Annotated in this window: 8 protein-coding genes; 2 read left to right on the top strand and 6 right to left on the bottom strand. The window is 40.0% G+C overall.

The features are described 5' to 3' along the window. The first annotated feature begins 1 nt into the window (after nucleotide 1). The gene (locus A5482_RS06340; RefSeq protein WP_069791611.1) at nucleotides 2-430 is read left to right on the top strand and encodes an FHA domain-containing protein; all 429 of its coding nucleotides are present in this window, start codon (nucleotides 2-4) and stop codon (nucleotides 428-430) included. A 122-nt stretch (nucleotides 431-552) separates the two neighbouring features. On the opposite strand, the gene A5482_RS06345 is transcribed toward A5482_RS06340, so the two are convergent. Both A5482_RS06345 and A5482_RS06350 read right to left on the bottom strand, forming a co-directional pair. Next, complete coding sequence (locus A5482_RS06345) at nucleotides 553-9,036, bottom strand: type I polyketide synthase (protein WP_071891741.1); 8,484 nt, start codon at nucleotides 9,034-9,036, stop codon at nucleotides 553-555. 348 nt (nucleotides 9,037-9,384) lie between these two features. Beyond that, complete coding sequence (locus A5482_RS06350; protein WP_069791612.1) at nucleotides 9,385-9,525, bottom strand: high light inducible protein; 141 nt, start codon at nucleotides 9,523-9,525, stop codon at nucleotides 9,385-9,387. 251 nt (nucleotides 9,526-9,776) lie between these two features. Here A5482_RS06350 and A5482_RS06355 point away from each other — a divergent pair, with 251 nt between their 5' ends. Beyond that, complete coding sequence (locus A5482_RS06355) at nucleotides 9,777-10,880, top strand: peptidylprolyl isomerase (protein ID WP_446684826.1); 1,104 nt, start codon at nucleotides 9,777-9,779, stop codon at nucleotides 10,878-10,880. Between the two features lie 146 nt (nucleotides 10,881-11,026). Here A5482_RS06355 and A5482_RS06360 read toward each other — a convergent pair whose 3' ends face one another. From A5482_RS06360 to A5482_RS06375, 4 genes are all read right to left on the bottom strand, one after another. Continuing rightward, nucleotides 11,027-14,407, bottom strand: coding sequence for a methyl-accepting chemotaxis protein (locus tag A5482_RS06360; protein ID WP_069791613.1), 3,381 nt, complete (start codon nucleotides 14,405-14,407; stop codon nucleotides 11,027-11,029). A gap of 79 nt (nucleotides 14,408-14,486) precedes the next feature. Continuing rightward, complete coding sequence (locus A5482_RS06365) at nucleotides 14,487-17,771, bottom strand: methyl-accepting chemotaxis protein (protein ID WP_069791614.1); 3,285 nt, start codon at nucleotides 17,769-17,771, stop codon at nucleotides 14,487-14,489. Nucleotides 17,772-18,064: 293 nt separating this feature from the next. Continuing rightward, nucleotides 18,065-18,745, bottom strand: coding sequence for a uracil-DNA glycosylase family protein (locus tag A5482_RS06370; protein WP_069791615.1), 681 nt, complete (start codon nucleotides 18,743-18,745; stop codon nucleotides 18,065-18,067). A 276-nt stretch (nucleotides 18,746-19,021) separates the two neighbouring features. Then, nucleotides 19,022-20,818: an ABC transporter ATP-binding protein gene (locus A5482_RS06375; RefSeq protein ID WP_069791616.1), complete on the bottom strand. Its 1,797-nt coding sequence runs from the start codon at nucleotides 20,816-20,818 to the stop codon at nucleotides 19,022-19,024. Between the last annotated feature and the right edge of the window lie 10 nt (nucleotides 20,819-20,828).

The raw sequence follows: 20,828 nt of genomic DNA on the forward strand, positions 1-20,828 counted from the left end.
AATGACAGCCCAACCCCATACAGCACATATATTAGTTGTAGAAGACGATAAAGGTAGAAGAGAAATATTGCTCAAAAAAAATAAATACTCCATCGGTAGAGGAAGAAACTGCGATATTGTCATCCAATCCCCCTTTGTATCCCGTCATCATGCCACTATCATGCGTATTTTTGATGAGGAAGGGTTTGCTCACTACCACATCGTTGATGGTAATGGAGAAGAATTGAGCGCTAATGGCATTATCATCAATGGTAAAAAAATAAACAATACCCAGCTAAAAACTGGAGATAAAGTAGTATTTGGGCCCCAAGTTTTCGCCATTTATCACCAATCTAGTCGGGATGTATTTCCCCCCCTTCCCCCCGATGATCCTTTTGACATTACTTTGATCGATCCTGCTATGATGGGAACAGATTTTGAATCTCCTTAATCCAGTTTGGATAAAAAGGAAAAAACAGGACGTATCATCCTACGTCCATACAGGTTTTATTTCAGGGTGATAAATCTTTAAGAGCTTTACATGACCAAGATTTTAAGCACATAAAATACATCCTAAATAATAACATCCGCTAAACTCAAAGGGTTTTCTAAGTGTAAATTATGCCCCCCAACCATGGTAAAAATTTGAGCATTTGCCATGGCTGTTTTTTGTGCCTCCAAATCTTGAGGACGATTAAAAGAACTATTGTCACCATATACTAGAGTAATGGGTGCTTGAATGCCAGATAATAGCTTTAGGTATTGATTACGGGGAATGCTGTTAAAACCTACCCCAATCCTAGTGGCTAAGAGAGGAGAATAGGTAAATGTCACCCCACCTTCCACGGGTTTTGTCATCCTTTTAGCAAGTTTGAGGGCAAAGCCATCCTCTATGCGGGGGGCAGTTTTTTGTAACCTTTGGGCAACTATTTCCACCGTCTCAAATACAGGGAGAGGAGACACATTCAGTAGGTTATTCAATTGACTACTGATATTTTCTATGTCTTTATCATCTTTGTTTTTCACGGGTAAAATAGGTTCAATCAAATATAATTTTTCTACTTTGTCAGGACGCATACCAGCATATATTCCTGTAATCATAGAGCCAAAAGAATGACCAACTAAAGTGATTGTTTGCCCATTATTTAACTCATCAATTAAACAGTCTAAATCTGCTACAAAATCAAGTAAATTATAAGCACACCCTAGGCTGTTATGGTCAGATTTACCATGTCCTCTCATATCAGGAGCAATCACATAGTATCCTTTTTGAACTAAGTTTTGAGCTACTTTTTCCCATGCAAAACCTTGATCTAATATTCCATGGACAATAAACAGAGGAGGATTGTTTTCATCTCCCCAAGTAGAAACACATATATTTAAACCTCTAATATCAAGATATTTTTCTTTGGTTTCTACGGTGTTTAATTCATGGGGTAATTCATAGTTAAATGTTTCAGATAATTGTCTAGTGATAGGGTTTAATAGTATGGGTAATTGAACTTTTTTCCAGTGATTTGCTAAATTTGGATCGATTTTTTTACGACTATTAAAATTAGGATCTCCTACGGACATGGATTGTTTATATAACCCTGCGGTCATTCTTTCCCCTTCATAGGGATTTAGTAGAGATTTATTAAACTCAATTCCTAGAAAATTACTTATTTTTTCCATCTCTTGTTGAGGAGACGTCACTAAATTTTCATAATAAATGGTTAAAATTTTATTACTATCTATTTGCTTACTAAAATTAATAACATTTTGATTACTTTGATACCAGATATTTTCCCCAATTTCATAAGGGTTTGCCTCTTTTATATCTAGTAATTTATCCATTCTCATCCGTGCAAATGATTCTATGACAGAATAAGGGTGACGAACTAAATGAATATATTTTGCTTGAGAAAAGATATTTTCTGCATTATAAAGAGTTTTTTTACTACTTGCATAAGTGGGCGATTTATCGATTAAAAGACGATTTTTGCCGAAAGACTGCAAGATTTCATACACTTGGGCGATGGTTAAGTTTTCCTCAACCCATTGATTAATTAATGCTTCGCTTTCTTCGGCACTAATTTGTTTTAAATCCATGACGGTGCGAATCAACCCTTCCCCAAGGTGAGAGGATTCTAATTCCCGTTGTCTTTCCTCCATGGTAGCAAAGGGTAATAGGTGCAATTCGGGGGGAGAAACCAAGGCGGGATGCCCAGCCAACATTACCCGCAGGAGGGTTGAACCTGAGCGCGGACTTGATAAGATGAAGGCAATAGGTTGGTGATTGGTGGGATTAAAGGTGGGCTTTTCTTCCTCTTCTTCGGGGGATGGAGAAACTATCATCCCTTTTTGGCTGGGAGAAGTGATTTTACTACTATTACTATCATGGCTAGTGGCAAATTCTTGGGCTAAATACTGCGCTAGGGTAGAAATCTGGGGGCGCTCATAAATTTCCCTAGGGTATAACATTAATTGTAAGTCGGTTTTTAAGTGGTTAATGGCTTCCATCACCATTAATGAATCCATACCCAAATCTATGAGACTATCTTCAGGGGTAATTTTTTCCTTGTCTATATGAAGGATAAGGGCGATCGCACTTATGAGATAATCTATCAATAGGGATATTCTGCCACTATCATCGGCTTTTAGTAATTGGTTAAATAATTGAGTTTGAGTATCATCTTGTTTATTCTCCTCCCCATCAGAAGAAGAAATTATATTTTGTAGATAAGGAGATTGAGATAGTTGAGGAAACTTACGGGCAACAGTATCCCAGTTAAACTTGATTACCCCTACCCCAGAGTTAGGATAATTCATCAAATCCCCCACCATGGAGATACCCTTATCAGGAGAGATAGTTTCAATACCCACCGCCTTTAAACCCTCTTGGGTTGCCTTCGCCATACCCACAGAAAAAGCACCCCAGTTAATACTCAAACATGTTAAACCAAGGGATTGTCGATAGGAGGCAAAAGTATCTAGGTAACTATTCGCCATGGCATAATTACCCTGTCCCATAGAGCCTAACATAGAAGCCACAGAAGAATACAAGATAAAAAAGTCAAGGCTGTTATCGAGGGTAAGTAGATGTAAATTATTTACTCCCACCACCTTAGCTTCCATTACCTTAGTCAATTTTTCAGGGGAAAGAGTTGCCAAGATACCATCATCCAATACCCCTGCGGTATGAATAATCCCTTTGAGGGGAGGAAAAGACTTATCAATATCATCAATAATTTTTGTCAAGGATTCTTTTTGAGTTACATCCCCTTGTTTGATAACTACATTAATACCCTCCTCTTGCCATTGACTAATTTTTTGAGAAGCCAAGGAAGAAGGTTGACTACGGGAAACAAGAATAAGATTTTTTGCCCCCTGACTAATTAAATAATTAGCAGTTTCTAAACCTAATGCCCCTAATCCCCCTGTAATGAGATAACTACCAGAGGATTTGACACTAACTTTTTTTGCTTCCTTGGGGGTATCAAGATTTTTATTTTGTAAACGACAATAGAAAACAGCATTATCCCTGATTGCTGTCATAGTTTCTTCTGGCTTGTGGTTAACGAGGTAACCAAGAAGAGGAAGGGCAAGTTTACTATTATCTATATCAATCATACCCCCCCAGTATTCACTATGTTCGAGGGCAATGACTTTTCCTAATCCCCAGATACTGCCACCGTAGGGATTAATTTTTTCTTGGTGTGTAATAAACTGACTGTTTTGGCTGATTAACCATATTTTTACTTGATGCTTACTGTTAACTAAATTTTGAATTAGATAGATAACGGGTAAACAGTCTAAATAATTATTGGCAGTTAATTGATTAATATTCTCTAAATCATCATCTTGATTGATTGCCCAACCATAGATAATTTTTTCTACCTTACCACCAAGACTATCTAACAATAATTGGTAGTCTTTTTTCTCTTGAGGATTAATATAATAGGTGTCTTCTTCCTGACGATAACTTTCTCCTTGATAGACTAAATAAACTCGACTACCTTGGGAAGTTAATTCCTCTGCCCATTTTTCTCCTAGTTTTTTCTCATCCACAAAGATTAAATAACTACTAGGGAGATTTATACGAAAAGAGTCTTCCTCATTCTCGATATGAATAGAAGAGTCTTTTTCCCATACCACTTCATATAACCACTGTTGACTATCATCAACGGTATTACTTAAACTATCTCCATGCCAGTATCTTTGGTTTTGCCAAGGATAGTTAGGTAAAGAAACCCTTTCTAAATAAGGATAGTCTTGATGGAAACCATGCCAGTCAATTTTTAATCCTTGCTGGTAAAGAATACCTAGACTAGAAAGTAAATTTTGCCAGTCGGATTCTCCTTTGCGTAAACTAGGCAACCAAAGACAATCATCGGGATTAGTTTTGTTTTCTACTATCATCCTTGCCATACCAAGGAGGGTTGGCTTACTGCCAATTTCCAAAAAGATTTGATAGTTTTGTTGTTGTAAATACTCCACACTTTGGGCAAAGTTAACGGGATTGATAATGTGTTTTACCCAGTAGTCTGGGGAGGCAATTTCTTCGCCGATGGTTTTTCCTGTGAGATTAGAGACTATTTCCCCTTGGGGTGAATTATAGGTAATTTCTTGGGCAATTTTTTCAAAGTCTGCCAAGATGGGTTGCATCAATCGGGAATGGAAACCATGGGAGACTTTTAATGGACGACATTTTACTTTACTAGCTTTGGCGGTAGTTTGTAATTGTTGTAAGTCTTCTTTTTTCCCTGAGATAACAATATTACTATTACCATTGATGGCGGCGATGTCGAGGGGTAATTCTGTTTTCGTAATTAACTTTTTGGCGGTGTCAAGGTTGGTAAATAGACACACCATGCCCCCATCGAGGGGAAGTTGTTGCATGAGTTTACCACGGTGGGCAACTAATTTGAGGGCATCTTCTAAACTAAAAACTCCTGCAAGGGTAGCGGCAACGTATTCGCCCACACTATGCCCCATCATTATAGATGGTTTTACTCCCCATGATAGCCACAGTTGCGCAAGGGCATATTCCATGACGAAGATGGCGGGTTGGGTATAGATGGTTTGGTTAAGGGTTTCTTTTTCCTCGGGGTTAAAGATTATCTCGGTGAGGGGTTTCTCTAAATATTGACTAAGAATCTCACTACAGTAATCAATGGTGTCTTTGAAAAGGGGGGCAGTTTGATATAATTCTTTGCCCATATTATGATACTGTGAGCCTTGCCCTGTAAATAGAAAGGCTATTTGATTATTATTAATCTGGTTTTCTGGGAAAATTGTCACTGAAGACAGTTTTTCTGTTAATTCTGTCTTGTCTTTTGCACTAATGGCTAGACGATGGTTAAAGTGCGATCGCCCTTGGTTTGTGCTATAACAAATATGACTAATATCATCTTCCTGTGTTTTGCCTAGATAACCTTCATAACGATTAACTAACTCTTGAAGGGCTTTTTCTGTTGTCGCACTAAGGGTTAAAAGATGATAGGGGCGTTTGACTTTTTCTGTCTTAACTTCTTTTTCTTCTATAGTTACAGGAGAATCAATCATATCTCCCACTATAACATGGGCATTTGTTCCTCCAAAACCAAAGGAACTTACCCCAGCAAAACGAGGTTGATTCGATTTTTTCCACTCCACTGATTTGGTGGCAATTTGTAAGCGACTTTTTTCTAAATTGATATAGGGATTTAATTCTTTAAAGTTAACGATGGAGGGTATCTCTTCATGGTTTAACATCAACACAGTTTTTATTAACCCCGCAATACCTGCGGCAGCTTCTAAATGCCCGATGTTTGTTTTCGCACTACCTAACCAACAAATAGGGTAGTCTTTTTCTCTTTCTTCTTTTATCTTCTGTGCAGAGGAATCATCGACAGTAACAGAAGACTCTTTTCCTTTTCCATTAGCTACACTCTGAGGGGAAGTCTTTTCCTCTTTGCTATTAACTACACTATCAAAGGAAGTCTTTTCCTCATTGTCATCCATAACAGAAGAAGAATTAACAGTCTGTTGCTCATCCACCAAAGGTAATAAACCAGCCAAAGAATTAACCTCGATAGGATCTCCTAGAGGTGTACCAGTTCCATGAGCTTCGATATAATTAATTTTATCAGGAGTAATAGACGCATTTTTCCACGCCGATTGAATTACCCTCTGTTGCGCTTTACCTGAAGGCGCTGTTAAGCCATTACTACGCCCATCCTGATTAATGGCGCTACCATGAATTACCGCCAAAACATTGTCACCATCAGCTAAGGCTTTAGTTAAAGGTTTGAGGATAACTACCCCGCAACCTTCCCCGCGCCCATAACCGTCGGCATCTTCAGAGAAAGTTTTACACTTGCCATCCTCTGCCATCATCCCTGCTTTTTGGAAAGTTTCTGTCAATTCAGGGGCAAGAATTAAATTTACTCCCCCTACAATGGCACAGTCACACTCACCATTTTTGAGGCTATTTACGGCTAAGTGTACCGCAACCAAAGAAGATGAACAAGCGGTATCCACACTCAAGGAAGGGCCAGTTAAATTAAAATTATAGGATATACGGTTAGAGGCGATCGCACTAGAATTTCCTGTGCCAGAATAAACATTAACATCCCAACCATGTTTCATCTGCAAATGGGCATAATCTTGGCTACTAATACCCATAAAAACTCCCGTGGCACTACCCGACAATTTCTCTGTTGTCAAATGGGCATTTTCCAGCGCTTCATAGGTTACTTCTAATAAAATACGTTGTTGTGGGTCAATATTTATCGCCTCACGGGTGGAAATTCCAAAAAACTGTGGGTCAAATTGGTCATAATCTTTTATATAACCCCCAAAACTATCGATGTTCGGGCGCAGATAAGTTTTACTGATGCTATTCTGATTATTGGATAACAATTGCCAATACTGCTTAGGGCTATCCGCCCCAGGAAAACGACAAGCCATGGCAACAATAGCAATTTGTTCTACTTTTTGCTCGTTTTTTTCTTCAACTTCTAAGCCTAAAATACTATCATTTTTTAATTCAGACAAATAAAAAGATAAACTTCTTATATTTGGATAATCATAAGCCAAAGTGGGAGACAATTTACAACCCAAATAATCTTCAAGATCGGCGGTGAGTTGCACAGCTTGGACGGAATCTAGTCCATAATTGATAAAAGGTTGTTCTATATCGATGGAATTAGGATTTACTTGTAAGCGATTAGCAACGTTATTTACTAACCATTGTCGTATCTTTAAAGTTTTTTTATTAATATTTTTATTATCAAAAAGACTATTGCTTTTTAATCTATTTATAGTTTTTATATTATTACTTTCTAAAGATGTAATAGAGTGTAAATCCCACTGGGCGACTATAGGTAAATTTCCCTCTAAAAATTCTTTCCGAGAGGCATAACGAGCAATCTTACCACTAGAGGTTTTAGGAATACTACCAGTGCGAATTAAAACTATAGAATGAGCTTGTAATTCGTGATTTTCAGCCACAACTTTACGAATGGCATCAAATATTTCTTGCTTTAAACTATTACTCTGTCTTACCTTTTGTAAAAAAGTTCTTTTAAGTTCAAAAACTACTATCAATTGCTCATCATTATCCTTCTCAATGGCAAAAGCAGCACCACTTTCCGAGTTAATAGCCTCATGAATATTACCTACACTTTCTTCTATATCTTGGGGGTAATGATTTCTACCCCTAATAATAATTAAATCCTTTAATCTTCCCGTAACAAATAACTCTCCATCGCTGAGAAAACCTAAATCCCCAGTGCGTAGAAAACCCTTTTTTTTTCCGTTTTTAGTAGTGCCATTAAAGGTTTTTTCGGTTAATTCTTCTTTCAACCAATAACCTTGAGTTACACTTTCCCCTTTTACCCATATTTCCCCTACGTTATTATCAGGGCATTGTACGAGGGTATCAGGATTGACAATATTTACCTCTAATTGGGGAGATATGGTGCCACTGCTGACAACTTTTTGTATATCGCCTTCATCTTCAGGATTAAAAACAATTTGATTTTCTTGTAGTTTAGTGGCAGAGATATTTTTAACAGTGGGAGACTCATCGGGATTTGCCCCCGACACAATGAGGGTTGTTTCTGCCATACCATAGCAGGGGTAGAAACTTTCTTTTTTAAAGCCACAATCGGCGAAATATTGGCTAAATTTGGTAATAGTTTCTGCCCTCACAGGCTCAGCACCACTAAACGCCAGTTTCCAATGGCTTAAGTCTAAATCCTTTTTTTGCTGTGGTGTAACGGAGTTGACACACATCTCATAGGCAAAATTTGGGCCTCCTGCGGTGGTTACTTTATACTTACTAATAGCCCGTAACCAGCGAATGGGGCGCTGTAGGAAGGTAACGGGAGGTAACATGATAGAGTGAAAACGAGAGTAAATTGGTTGTAAAATACCTCCAATTAAGCCCATATCGTGGTAAGGGGGAAGCCAAAATGAGCCTACACAATGTTCGTCGTTATGAAAATAATCTTTGATTAGCTGGGAATTGTGGACCAAGTTACCATGACTTACTATAACTCCCTTGGGTGTGCCTGTAGAGCCGCTGGTATATTGCAAAAAAGCAGTTTCTTCTGGTTTGATGGGGTGTGGTTGCCAGTCTTGGGCTACACTTAGGGGGATGTCATCGGTGGTAATACAGGTTATATCATCGTTTTTGGTTAATTTTTGCTCAATTTTCTCTTTGAGTGCTTGAGTTGTCAGGGCAAATAATGCTCCAGCATCTTTGATGATAGCTGATAAGCGGGTATAGGAACGATTGGCACGGGGAGGATAGGCGGGGGTGGCGATGACTCCTGCATAGAGACAACCGAGGAAGGCGGTGACGAATTCTAGCCCCGGTTGATATAGTAATAATGCTCTTTCTCCTTTTGCTTTTCTGCTTTGGAGTTTATGGGCGATCGCCCTTGCTTGTTGATCCAATTGATGATAAGTTAGATAATCAGACTCGTTCTCACCATCCCCTAAGAAGGTGAAGATAACTTGATTTGGGTGCAAGACTGCACGCTCTTGAAGAAGACTGACGAAACTAGAGTATCTAACGTATCCCATGTATATCGAATCAACCTGATTATTAAGTGTTTTTATAATTATGAAACAATCTTTAACAATTCACAATTATGAATTGTCAGATCATACCATAATAACAATTGAGAATTGATAATTGATAATTGATAATTAATTTTTCCTTACCATGGTATTTCCATAAGACCATTACTTAATGATCCAATGAAGTATTATTGAACCATGAAAGACATTTAATCTTCAAGATATAACCACCATTGCCGATTCCCCACTATACAACGTCAAAAAAGTTAAGATAAAAAAAAGGAGAGTATGCACTCTCCTTCTAACCTTATGGGCAATTTGTTTAAACGATTAATGAAACGAAAGTTAGAACTACATTAAGCCTAACTGAGAGAGAATACCTTGACCAGTTAATAACTCGGTTAAAATACCGATTACGAAACCTAACATTGCTAAACGACCATTCCAGTTTTCAGCAAATGCGGTGAAACCTAATTTTCCTTTATCTTCCATGATGTATCTCCTATATATCTATAATTGCAGTCTTAGTCAACTACTTGATAATTAATTTAACATACATTTTCAAACTTGGCAACATTTTGTTACATTCTTTTTTGAAAAAGACCGTAAGGTAAGTCATTGAGCCACCAAGAAAACTATTTTAAGTGTTTGTTCCCTAACTGATTCATTTTCAATTGTTAATGTTTGAGCTTCACTGTTTATGAAATAATGGCATTAAACAGTTTTAAAAAAAATTAGTAATTATGAAACTTAATTGGTGGCAACGTGTAAGTAAAGTAATCGTTGCAACGATATTAATATTTACCATGGCGATCGCCTTTACCCCCACAAAGATGCAAAATGCCCACGCATTTTTAGCCCAAGGGGATGCAATTACAGATCCAGAGGCGATTTTAAGATATGCCCTACCCATTGATAACAAAGAAATCAGAGAAGTTCAAAGTAACATCGAAAAAATAGAAAGAGATTTAAGATCAAAACGTTGGAAAAGAGTAGAAAAAGAAGTTAGAAACGCTGCTTTTGCCCTCCAACTCCATGGAGATGACATTGCCAAGGACGTACCTGCCGAATTTTCTGCAAGAAGCAGAGAATTAGTAGATAGTATCATCGAAGATGTAGAAGCCCTGCAAGAATTAGTAGCAGGACAAAAAAGAGATAAAATTCTCGCCACAAGGGAAAGAATCCTTGAAAACGTCACCGAAATAGAAGAAGCTATGGTGAGAGCATATCCCTTTGAAGTACCCCAAGAATATGCCAACCTCCCCCAACTCAAAGGTAGAGCGAAAGTAAAAATCACCAGCACCCAAGGGGACTTAATGGTGGAAGTAGATGGTTATAGCGCTCCTGTTACGGGGGGTAACTTTGTGGATTTGGTACAAAGAAAATTTTACGATAACCTTCCCTTTATTCGTGCCGAAGACTTCTACGTCATACAAACAGGAGATCCTGAAGGAGAAGAAGTGGGCTTTATCGATCCTAAAACTAACAAATATCGCTCTATTCCCTTAGAAATTTTGGTTAAGGGCGAATCTGAGCCTATTTACGGCTTCACCACCGAGGATGTGGGAATGTACCTAGCGGAACCCGTACTGCCCTTTAATGCTTACGGTGCGGTGGCTTTAGCCCGTCCTAGTAGTGATCCTAACGGTGGTTCATCTCAATTTTTCTTCTTCAAGTTTGACACGGAAGTCACCCCCCCCGGTTATAACCTCATGGACGGCAGATTTGCCGTGTTTGCTTATGTCACCGATGGCGCCGAAGTGTTAGAAAAACTTACCCCAGAGGATAAGATTATTTCTGCTGAAGTGATAGAAGGTGCTGAGAATTTAGTTCAACCCCAAGCATAGATGATAGGGGCGCACCATGGTGCGTTCCCAAAGATTTAGGGTAACTGATGTCAGCTATCAGAGGGGCAAGGGGTTTAAACCCCTTGTTAAGAACTCATAAAAAATATATGTCCATTATCAACTATCAATTCTCCATTATCAATTAACTACCCCACCTTAAACTGAGCCACGTTAGACTCCAACTCTTGGGCAACTTGTAGCAATTGACGGAAAGATTCAGAGAGCTTGGTTACAGATACCGTGGTTTTCTGAGCAACCCTTGCCACATCAGTCATTTTTATCCCTACATCCTCAGAGTTTTCCGACTGTTCAAAGGCCGCCTCGGCGATCGCCTCTACCAACTCATTAATCTGAGAAGTAGCGGCCGTAATTTGGTTGAGACTTTGGCGGGTTTCTTCCACCAGTTTACTTCCTTCTACCACCTGCTCGTTACCCTGTTCCATCGCTGTTACAACCACCTTCGTTTCCGAAAGAATTTCTGTAACCAGTTTATCAATGTCCGCCGTTGCCGAAGCCGATTGACTAGCCAAAGTTCTGACCTCCTCAGCAATTACCGCAAACCCTGTTCCTTGTTCTCCTGCACGGGCGGCCTCGATGGATGCCTTGAGAGCCAAAAGGTGAGTTTGAGCAGCAAAACGACCGATCAGACCGACCACTGTAGAAATATTTTGGGTGGTATCCCCTAATTTTTTCATCTGTTTCGTGGCCTGTTGCACCGTAGTCCGAATTTCCATAATAGATTTAACAGTACGGTTCATGGCGACTTCTCCCATTTCCACGCTTTCTTGCGCCCTTTGTAGCACTTCTTCTGCCTGTTCTGCATTTTCCGCCACTAGGGTACTAGAATTACTCATGGCTTCAATGGTTTGTAAAGCCTGAGTGATATTCAATACCTGCTCTTTGATTTCCGCTTGTAAAACGTTAACATCATTTTCGTTCACGGTGGTGGTTTTGGTTACGGAGGTAGCGGCAGTTTGTACCTGAGATACAATTTTCCGTAAACTTTCGATGGTGGCATTGTAAGAGTCAGCAATGGTACCGATTTCGTCTTCTGTCACCGTGGCTCGAATGGTCAAGTCTCCTTCGGATACTGGATCTACCTGCATCAAGAGGTCTAAGGCTCGTTTTTGTAATAACTCTTTTGCCTCTCTTTGCTCTTGTTCCGATATTTGTTGAGCTTGTAAAAGGTTTACCCTTTCTAAACCTAAGCCCACTTGGGTGGAAAGTTGGCTAAATAGTTCAATTTCCCCTGCTTCCCAGTCACGGGGGCCAGAACATTGGTGACAGATTAATAGTCCTAATAATTTTTGATCTACGATGATGGGGGAGACAAGGTTGGCAATGACTCCAAAGGGTTTTAGTTGTTGTAGGTGACAGTCTGTTAAACCCGCTTTATAAATATTGGGGGTGGCTTGAACTCTACCCTGTTGATATTTTTCCACATAGCGATCTGCAAAACAAGGGTCAGCAATAACCGCTCCTATGGCTTTGGGATATTCTTCTCCAACGGATTCGGCGATGATGGTTCCCTGCCAGTTTTCGTCAAATTCATAGACGATGGTGCGATCGCACTGTAGGGCATAACGAACATCAGAAACCACTTGATTTAAAAGTTCTTGTCGGCTAGTTTTTGAAGCAATGGCGAGGGTAATTTCCTTAAGTTGTTCTGCACTACGGGCAGCAATCATCTGGGTTTTGAGCAAACCTACCCTGTCCAAAATTACCCCAAAACGGAGGGCAATTTGACCCATAAAGCTAATTTCTTTTTCTCCCCAAGTATGTTGATTTTCACAATGGTGGGCAATAAAAAGGGCAAATAATTTTCCTTGACTGATAATGGGCACTACTAAGTTAGATTTAATTTGTAGGCGGTACATGAGGGCTTCATGTTCAGGAGCAAACCCTGCATTATAAACATCAGTGGTGGGAACTATTCGACCATTTATATAGGCTTGTCTTAGTTCCAGGGGAATACAAGGATCATTAATATCTTCTTCTAGGGCGCTAGGAAATCTCGGATCTCCTGCTTCGTTGGAAATATAACCACTCCAATCGGATTTAAAGCGATAGATAACGAGGCGATCTACCCGAAGAATTCTTTTTGCTCTTCTGAGGGCTTTATCAAATACTTGGTTTACATCATCTTCATCAAGGGTGCGAGAACCTGTAATTTCTTGTAGTAGTCCACCTTTTTCGTTGTCAAGTAGTAGCATCCCTTCGTTTTGGACAATGTTGGTAGCTAGTTCGTTAAAGGTTCTGGCTAGTTTACCAATTTCATCATCCCCTAATATTTGGGCTTGGGTATTGTAATCCCCCGCCATAAATTTTTCGGTGGTGCCTTGTAGTGCTTCTACTCTCTGGGCAATGGTTTTGCCGAGAATGATGATTAATAAGAGACTGAATAAAATTACCCCAATGGCCACCTGAATTTGGAAAGTAACGCTGTTCCTTAAAATGGAGTTTAGCTCTCTTTCTGGGGTACCACGAACGATAATAGCGATGGAATCTCCTAAACTGTTACGCAGAACTTCGGCGGTAACGGTATGAATTTCTCCGTCAATGGAAGTACGACCAGATGCGATTTGATCTGGATCTCTGAGGGCTTGTTGGAGAACGGCATTATCCTCCATGGAAACATCTTGTTCCCTCGTGTCTTCTCTACCCAATAGAGAACTGGCCACACGAAATTCCCCTTCCCCAAGGAGTTTATAAATACTGGCATAACCGCCACTGAATAAGTTTACAGTGTCTTCTACTACGGTATATTTACCATTGATAACATCCCCTGACACCAGTACACCAACCACTTGATCGCTGTTGAGGGCAAACACGGGGGTGAAGGTATAACGAACCAAGGCGGGGCTGTTAGGCTCGAATAGTCCTAAGTTGGGAGGATTTTCCCTTTCAAGGTCTTCCCATGATACTAATTCACTGATTTTAATTTGTTCTGGGTTTTCGATAACTCTACTGACCAATCCATTGGGATCGAATACTTCCCCTGTACGATCGCTATTAGCATTGACGATGATACGCCGATCTACCCCTACTAGGGTTGCATACTCAATGTTACGGGCGGTAATTTCGTTGGCAAGAATTTGTCGAACGATGGCTTTATTTTCTGGGCTAATATTGCTCCCTGCGATCGCCCCTTGAATAACCGCCGTATTATCAGATTGTCCCCGAAAACCAAAACCCATTTGATTAACTTTAATGTTGTAGTTAATTTTCGATGCTTCTAGCTCCGAGATGGATTGGTTAACTAATTGCGCCCGTCCCCCCGTAATAACTTGGGTTACACTGACCCCCACCAAAGAGGCGATCGCCACGGTTTGGGCGCTCAACAATACTAATAATTGTTTGCGACGCAAAGGAAGGTCATAAAACCACTGCACCAAAGGGGAAGATTCTTTTTTAACTGTTTTTGCCTCTTGACGGGGTTCAGGAGGAACATTCATTACCAAACGAGTTTTATGGTTCGGTGCAAAATTATCAATGTTGATTTGTGGTCTTTGGGGTGTTTGAGTCATGGTTAATAAGAAAGTAGGGGATAAATCAATAAAAGAGAATTAGGGAAGGGAAAGAGAAAAACTTTCCCCCAAGAAGCCATTAGTCAACTTTGAACTTACTGACACTCATCTGTAAGTTTTCAGATACCTTAAGAAGTTTACGGAACTTACGGGATACATCATCCACCGCCATAGAAGTTTCCGAAGCAATAGAAGCCACATCCGCCATGGTTTCTGTAATTTCCTCCGAAGTCTGAGACTGTTCCGCCGCTGCCGCTGAAATAGCCGTTACCAACTGGTTAATCTGAGCAGAAGCCGCCGTAATCTGAGTCAAAGAAGAACGAGTTTCCTCTACCAACCTTGTACCCTCTACCACCTGCTCCGTACCAGTTTCCATGGCTTTTACCACCTCATTGGTTTCCTGTTGAATCTCAGCCACCACCTTTTCAATATCTGCCGTTGCTTCTGCCGACTGACGAGCCAAAGAACGTACCTCTTCCGCAACCACCGCAAAACCTCGTCCTTCTTCCCCCGCGTGGGCTGCCTCAATGGAAGCATTAAGAGCCAGTAGGTTAGTTTGATCCGCAAAACTACTAATCAAGTTAACAACCTTAGAAATTTTCTGAGTTGATTCCCCTAATCGTTTCACCTTCTTAGCGGTTTCCGCCACGGTTTCTCGGATGGCGAGGATACCATCTACCGTACGATTCATCGCCATTTCCCCTTCTTCTACACTGCGGTTAGACTGTTGTACAGCCTGTTCTGCTTGTTCCGCACTATCTAGTACCAAACGAGCCGACATAGAAAAAGACTGAATCCGCTCAAGAGCCGTATTAATATCATCTGACTGACGGATAATTTCTGTGGCAAGGTTACCAATAAACTCCTCTTGTTCGGTTACAATTTCCGTCACCGCATGGGAGCCTCCTTGTACCTGAGTTACCAGTTTTCTCAAACTTTCGATGGTGGCGTTGTACGAGTCGGCAATGGTACCAATTTCATCCTCTGTCACCGTGGCTCGAATAGTCAAATCCCCCTGAGAAACGGGATCTACCTGCATCAACAATTCTAAAGCCCGTTGTTGGATAGTTTCTTTTTGCTGTCTTTGGGTACTTTCTGCCAATTTCTGACGATCTAAAAGTTGTACCCTTTCAAGGGCAGGACCAATTTGAGTAGCTAACTGAGAAATAAAGCTAGATTCTGACTCTGTCCAATTTCTAGGGGCAGAACATTGGTGAGCAATTAATAGTCCTAACAATTCCCCTTCCACAACGATGGGAGTAACAAGATTGGCTTTCACCTCAAAGGGTTCTAACTGTTCGATGTGACATTTTGTTAACCCTGCGGTGTAAATATTGGGGGTCGCTTGAACCCTGCCCTGTTTATATTTATCAACGTATTTATCCGCAAAACAAGGATCTTTGATCATCGCCCCGAGAGCCTTGGGAAATTCAGCATCAACGGATTCAGCGATAATAGTACCTTTCCAGTCTTGATCAAAGGTATAAATGATAACTCGGTCCGCCCTCAACGCCGCACGAGTTTCAGTGGTAGCTACATCAAATACTTTATCTTTGGTCAAAGACTCAGCAATTTTGAAACTAATATCTTTTAACTGCATGGAAAGGTAACTATCTAACTGTTGATTTTCCAGTAGCATTACCCTCTCAAGGGCCGGACCTACTTGAGTTGCTGTTTGGGTAAGGAAGTCGATTTCGTAGGAGCGCCAATTTCTGGGGGCAGAACATTGGTGGGCGATGAGGAGTCCTAATAGTTTTCCTTGAACCACAATGGGAGCCACAAGGTTGGCTTTAACCGAAAAGGGTTCTAACTGTTTAAGGTGACAATCGGTAAGTCCTGCTTTATAAATATCATTGGTGGCTTGAACCCTGCCATTAAGATATTTATCGATATATTTTTCTTCAAAACAAGGGTCATGGATTCTTGCTCCAAAGGCGGTGGGATATTGGGGGTCAACTGATTCTGATACAATGGTTCCTGCCCAAGTTTCATCAAAACTATAAACAATTACCCTGTCGGCAGAGAGGGCTTTACGAATTTCACTAACGGCAATGGAGAATACTTCATTAACCTCGAAGGCTTTGGTCATTTCAAAGGTAATGTTTTTGAGGAGGTTAGATTGATTGGCAAAAATTTGTTGATCTTGAACTAATTCTCTCAATTGGGAGGTCATTACGTTGAAATTTCCTGCTAACAAACCAATTTCATCTTCACTACGTATGGGTATTTCTTGATTTAAGTCTCCTTCCCCAATTTGTTTCACTGCATCGGAAATTTCTTTGATGGGGCTTGTGGCTTTTTTAGCAAGGTATAGGGCGGCAATACTTACCCCTGCCCCTGTGATTACTACCCCTGCGAATAACCAACCTAGTAAGGCACTTTTATGGGCGAAAGCTGTTCTACTATCGAGGGTGACAAGGGTTTTCCAGATCTGATCTTGTTGTTGCCAAGTTTGAAAACCTACTAAAACTTCTTCCCCGTTTCTCATACCGTCTGTGACGGGAATATTCTCAGGGTTTTCTGTTTGTGTAAGGACGGTTTGGGCTTGGGGTATCACATCCCCAATGGATTGCCCTAGGGTAGTGGAGTCTTCAGAAAATACGATATTATTTTCTTCGTCAACGATAAAAAATTCTTGTCCACTTTCGGCGATATAGCTAAATTTTTCTTTGATATTTTCAACAGAAATACCCCCTACTACCACCCCTACCATTTCATTGGTTTGGTCAAAAATTGGTGAACCTATTAAGATGTAATTCTGACCGTCAATTTCTTTGACACGACTAATATTACCTTGTTGGGTTGTGATTATCTGCTCAAAATAGGATTCTGTAAACTGGTTGGGCAGGTTCACTTGTCCACTACCTAAACTGGATGTGCCATTTACTTCCACTACATTTACAAAACTGTAGTCAGGATAGATTTCCAGATAACGATTTAAAAATGCTTGTTTGTCTGCTTCGGTGACGGGTACACCTCTTAATTCTTCGACGGTAAGTACATCTGATTCACTAATACTTCTGATGTTGTCGTAGCGATTGGTTAAGTATGTTTGAATCTCTCTGCTGACACTTTGGGCGCTTTGTTGGATTTGGGTGTCAATTTCATTTCTAAATTGAGTGTTGGTAGAAACATATCCCACTGCACCTACTACGATGGATGGTATTACTCCCATCAAAATTGCGGTAATGGTGGCTTTATTTTTGAGATTTTGCTTGTACCACCAGTTTGCTAAACCATTCTCTGATTTGGTGATTACTGTTTTCGATGGGTTCGTCTCTGGGGAGTTATTACCGTTGCCTAGACTGTTGGGGACGTTGTCATCTGTGGGGGTATGAGTTGGTTTAGGGGTAATCTGAGTCATTTAATCTGCCTCTTGTTCTGCTCTTGGAATTTTTTATAGATATATTTGCTTATTAATTCTGTGATGATTAATAAGAATGGGGAATGTTATTGTTAATGGATTGGGTCACAGTGTTATAACTTTGACTATTTTCAGAAATCATAGGTGAGATTTTCATTTCACATAAATTCTGATTCATTAACTAAATCATTTTTATAAATACCGTTACAGTTACTATTATGAGCTATTATTTTCACATTGTGACAATATTTCTGTGGTCTCTAGGAAATTAATAAACATTTACAATAATTTTATTAAAATTCTAGGCTGGCTAATCTTGCTTGTAACATTCCGGGGAATAATCGATAATAACGTTGATTAAGAGGGGAGGGATGGGGCAGAGGGGAAATGAGAGTTTTTTTATGAACAGTATTTCTTTGGTTATCTATGGATGTTAAATTAACTTCGATGCTCTGGTGATAACGATTGTCTTTGTCTGCCCAAAATTGATTAAATGTTTCTTTATCGGTGTAGGGTTCAAACCATTTAAATGCTTCTGTGCCGAGGGTGATAATATGATTTCCTTGCCAATGGATAGTCAGTAGTTGTTCTACAAATGGACGAAATCTTTTTTTGACTCTCACTCCGTAGGCTTTGTTTTCAGGGGGCTTGTAGGGTACTGTGTTAGTCAATAAGAGGCGATCGCACACAGCCATTAATTTATCCCTATCACTGGTATTTTCTTTGTATATGGCTTGATAAAAGCCTTGGCGAACTAATGTACCAGAAGCCCCGATTAATGGTTGTCCTGCCATGACTTCATCACGCCCTAAATCCCGTCCAAAAAAGCAAACATTACTTTTAAGATTTCCGTAATAGAGAATGGGTTTTGTGGGGTCTTTTTTTGCGGATTCATATACGGGTATATCCAAGGGAAAATCTGCATTTTGGGCTTCTGTCTGAATGGCGTTGATTAGTTCTTCCAAATTTGACATGGGATATTAATTGATAATTGACAATGGATAATGGATAATTACCTTCAAGAAAAAAGTAAGTAGGTTGGCGAAATTAATTATAGCTCTTATTTTATTAAGACTCTTATGAACAAGGGGTTTAAACCCCTTGCCTAAATCGATTTAATTATGCCTACTTACTTATCACCAATACGCAAAAAAGTCGAAAATATTGAGGATTGAGGGCAAAAACATAAAAGATTAATCTTTCTGTTATCTCATCCTCTCATGGTTTCTTGGCATTTTAACGAAGGAAAATTAAGCCAAAGTAGGAAACTTCGGAATAGAGGCAATCAACTTTTTAGTGTAATCCCGTTGAGGATGATTAATAATTTGTTCTGTGGTGGCAATTTCCTCAATTTTACCCCTATTCATGACCATGATGCGATCGCTCATAAACTTAACCACACTCAAATCATGGGAAATAAAAATATAGGTTAGACCAAAATCCCGTTGCAACTCCTTCAGCAAATTTAGCACCTGTGCCTGAATAGAAACATCCAAAGCCGACACCGACTCATCACAGATAATTAACTGAGGATTAAGCGCCAACGCCTTAGCAATACAGACCCTTTGCCTTTGCCCCCCCGACAACTCATGGGGATAACGATTAAACCAATCAGGGGATAAACCAACCCTTTCGAGTAAATAAGAAACCCTTTCCTTGCGTTTACGACTATTGCCCCCCATTTTATGGATTTCCATGGGTTCAATAATGGTTTTACCAATACTCATGCGAGGGTTAAGGGAATTATAGGGATTTTGGAAGACAATTTGTAATTCTCGGCGTAACTTGCGTAAACGAGGATCATTTTTCTTGTATTTGGCTAAATCCTGCCCCAAAAAGTCAATTTTGCCCGAAATAGGATTAATTAACCGTAACAAAGTTCTTGCCAAGGTGGACTTCCCACAACCAGATTCCCCGACTAAACCCAATGTTTCTCCTGCAAAAACTTGAAAACTCACATCATCCACCGCCCAAAAATAATCCGCTGGTTTAATGCCCCAAGAAAAAATACCAGGTTTACGAAAACCAACTATTAAATTTTCCACCGCAATCAGAGGTTGATCCAATTTCACCTTTTTTGGAGGTAAATCGACTTCGGAAATATGACCATCATTGACCATCAAAGAAGCCACCGTGGGTAAATACTCCCTATGGTCATCCAAACGAGGGCGACAGGCCAGTAAACCTTTTGTGTAGGAGCTTTGGGGATTTAATAACACCTCTTGGGCTTCGCCATATTCCAAAATCTTACCATGGTACATCACCGCCAAAAAATCAGCTATGTTTGCCACCACTGATAAGTCATGGGTGATGAAAATGACTGACATCTGACGGCTTCGCGCTAATTCTTTCAAAAGTTCTAAAATGGTGGCCTGTACGGTGACATCAAGGGCTGTGGTAGGCTCATCGGCAATGAGGAGACGAGGATTACAGGAAATTGCCATGGCAATCATTACCCTTTGCAGTTGTCCTCCGCTCATTTCGTGGGGGTAGCGTTTGAGAATTTCTCTTTTTCGCTCGTTGATGTATTTAGTTACTTCTTTCTCATTGGGATTAGGGCTTTTTGTTTCTTTATAAAAATCTTGGGTAAGGATGTCATCATTCGGCAATAATTTTACTTCTTGTAAAACGCTGATGGCTTGTCTTCGGGCTTCACTTTCTGATATTTTCTGATGTTGTAATATGGCTTCGGTAATCTGAAAACCAATGTTATATAAGGGATTTAGGGAACTCATGGGTTCTTGGAAAATCATGGCTATTTTGCCCCCTCGATATTCTCTTCTTTCTTCTTCGTTGAGGCTTTGTAAGTCGATGGGGGATGATTCGATATTGTCTTGATACCAAATTTGTCCTTGGGTTTTACCGTTACCTGCCATTAAGCCCATGATAGCCAGGGAGGTGACGGATTTTCCTGAGCCTGACTCCCCTACTATGCCTAGGGTTTTTCCTGCTTCTAGCTCAAAGTTTATTCCGTTGACGGCGGTGGAGGGGTTATGGTTATCGTCAAAAAATGTTACTTCTAAATCTTGTACGTTTAATATTTTCATGGCGTTATAG

It is taken from the genome of Cyanobacterium sp. IPPAS B-1200 (assembly GCF_001747005.2).
Taxonomy (GTDB): domain Bacteria; phylum Cyanobacteriota; class Cyanobacteriia; order Cyanobacteriales; family Cyanobacteriaceae; genus Cyanobacterium.

Coding starts and splice junctions, on each gene's coding strand:
- A5482_RS06340 (WP_069791611.1), top strand. CDS start 2: ATGACAGCCCAACCCCATACAGCACATATATTAGTTGTAGAAGACGAT.
- A5482_RS06345 (WP_071891741.1), bottom strand. CDS start 9,036: ATGGGATACGTTAGATACTCTAGTTTCGTCAGTCTTCTTCAAGAGCGT.
- A5482_RS06350 (WP_069791612.1), bottom strand. CDS start 9,525: ATGGAAGATAAAGGAAAATTAGGTTTCACCGCATTTGCTGAAAACTGG.
- A5482_RS06355 (WP_446684826.1), top strand. CDS start 9,777: ATGAAACTTAATTGGTGGCAACGTGTAAGTAAAGTAATCGTTGCAACG.
- A5482_RS06360 (WP_069791613.1), bottom strand. CDS start 14,407: ATGACTCAAACACCCCAAAGACCACAAATCAACATTGATAATTTTGCA.
- A5482_RS06365 (WP_069791614.1), bottom strand. CDS start 17,771: ATGACTCAGATTACCCCTAAACCAACTCATACCCCCACAGATGACAAC.
- A5482_RS06370 (WP_069791615.1), bottom strand. CDS start 18,745: ATGTCAAATTTGGAAGAACTAATCAACGCCATTCAGACAGAAGCCCAA.
- A5482_RS06375 (WP_069791616.1), bottom strand. CDS start 20,818: ATGAAAATATTAAACGTACAAGATTTAGAAGTAACATTTTTTGACGAT.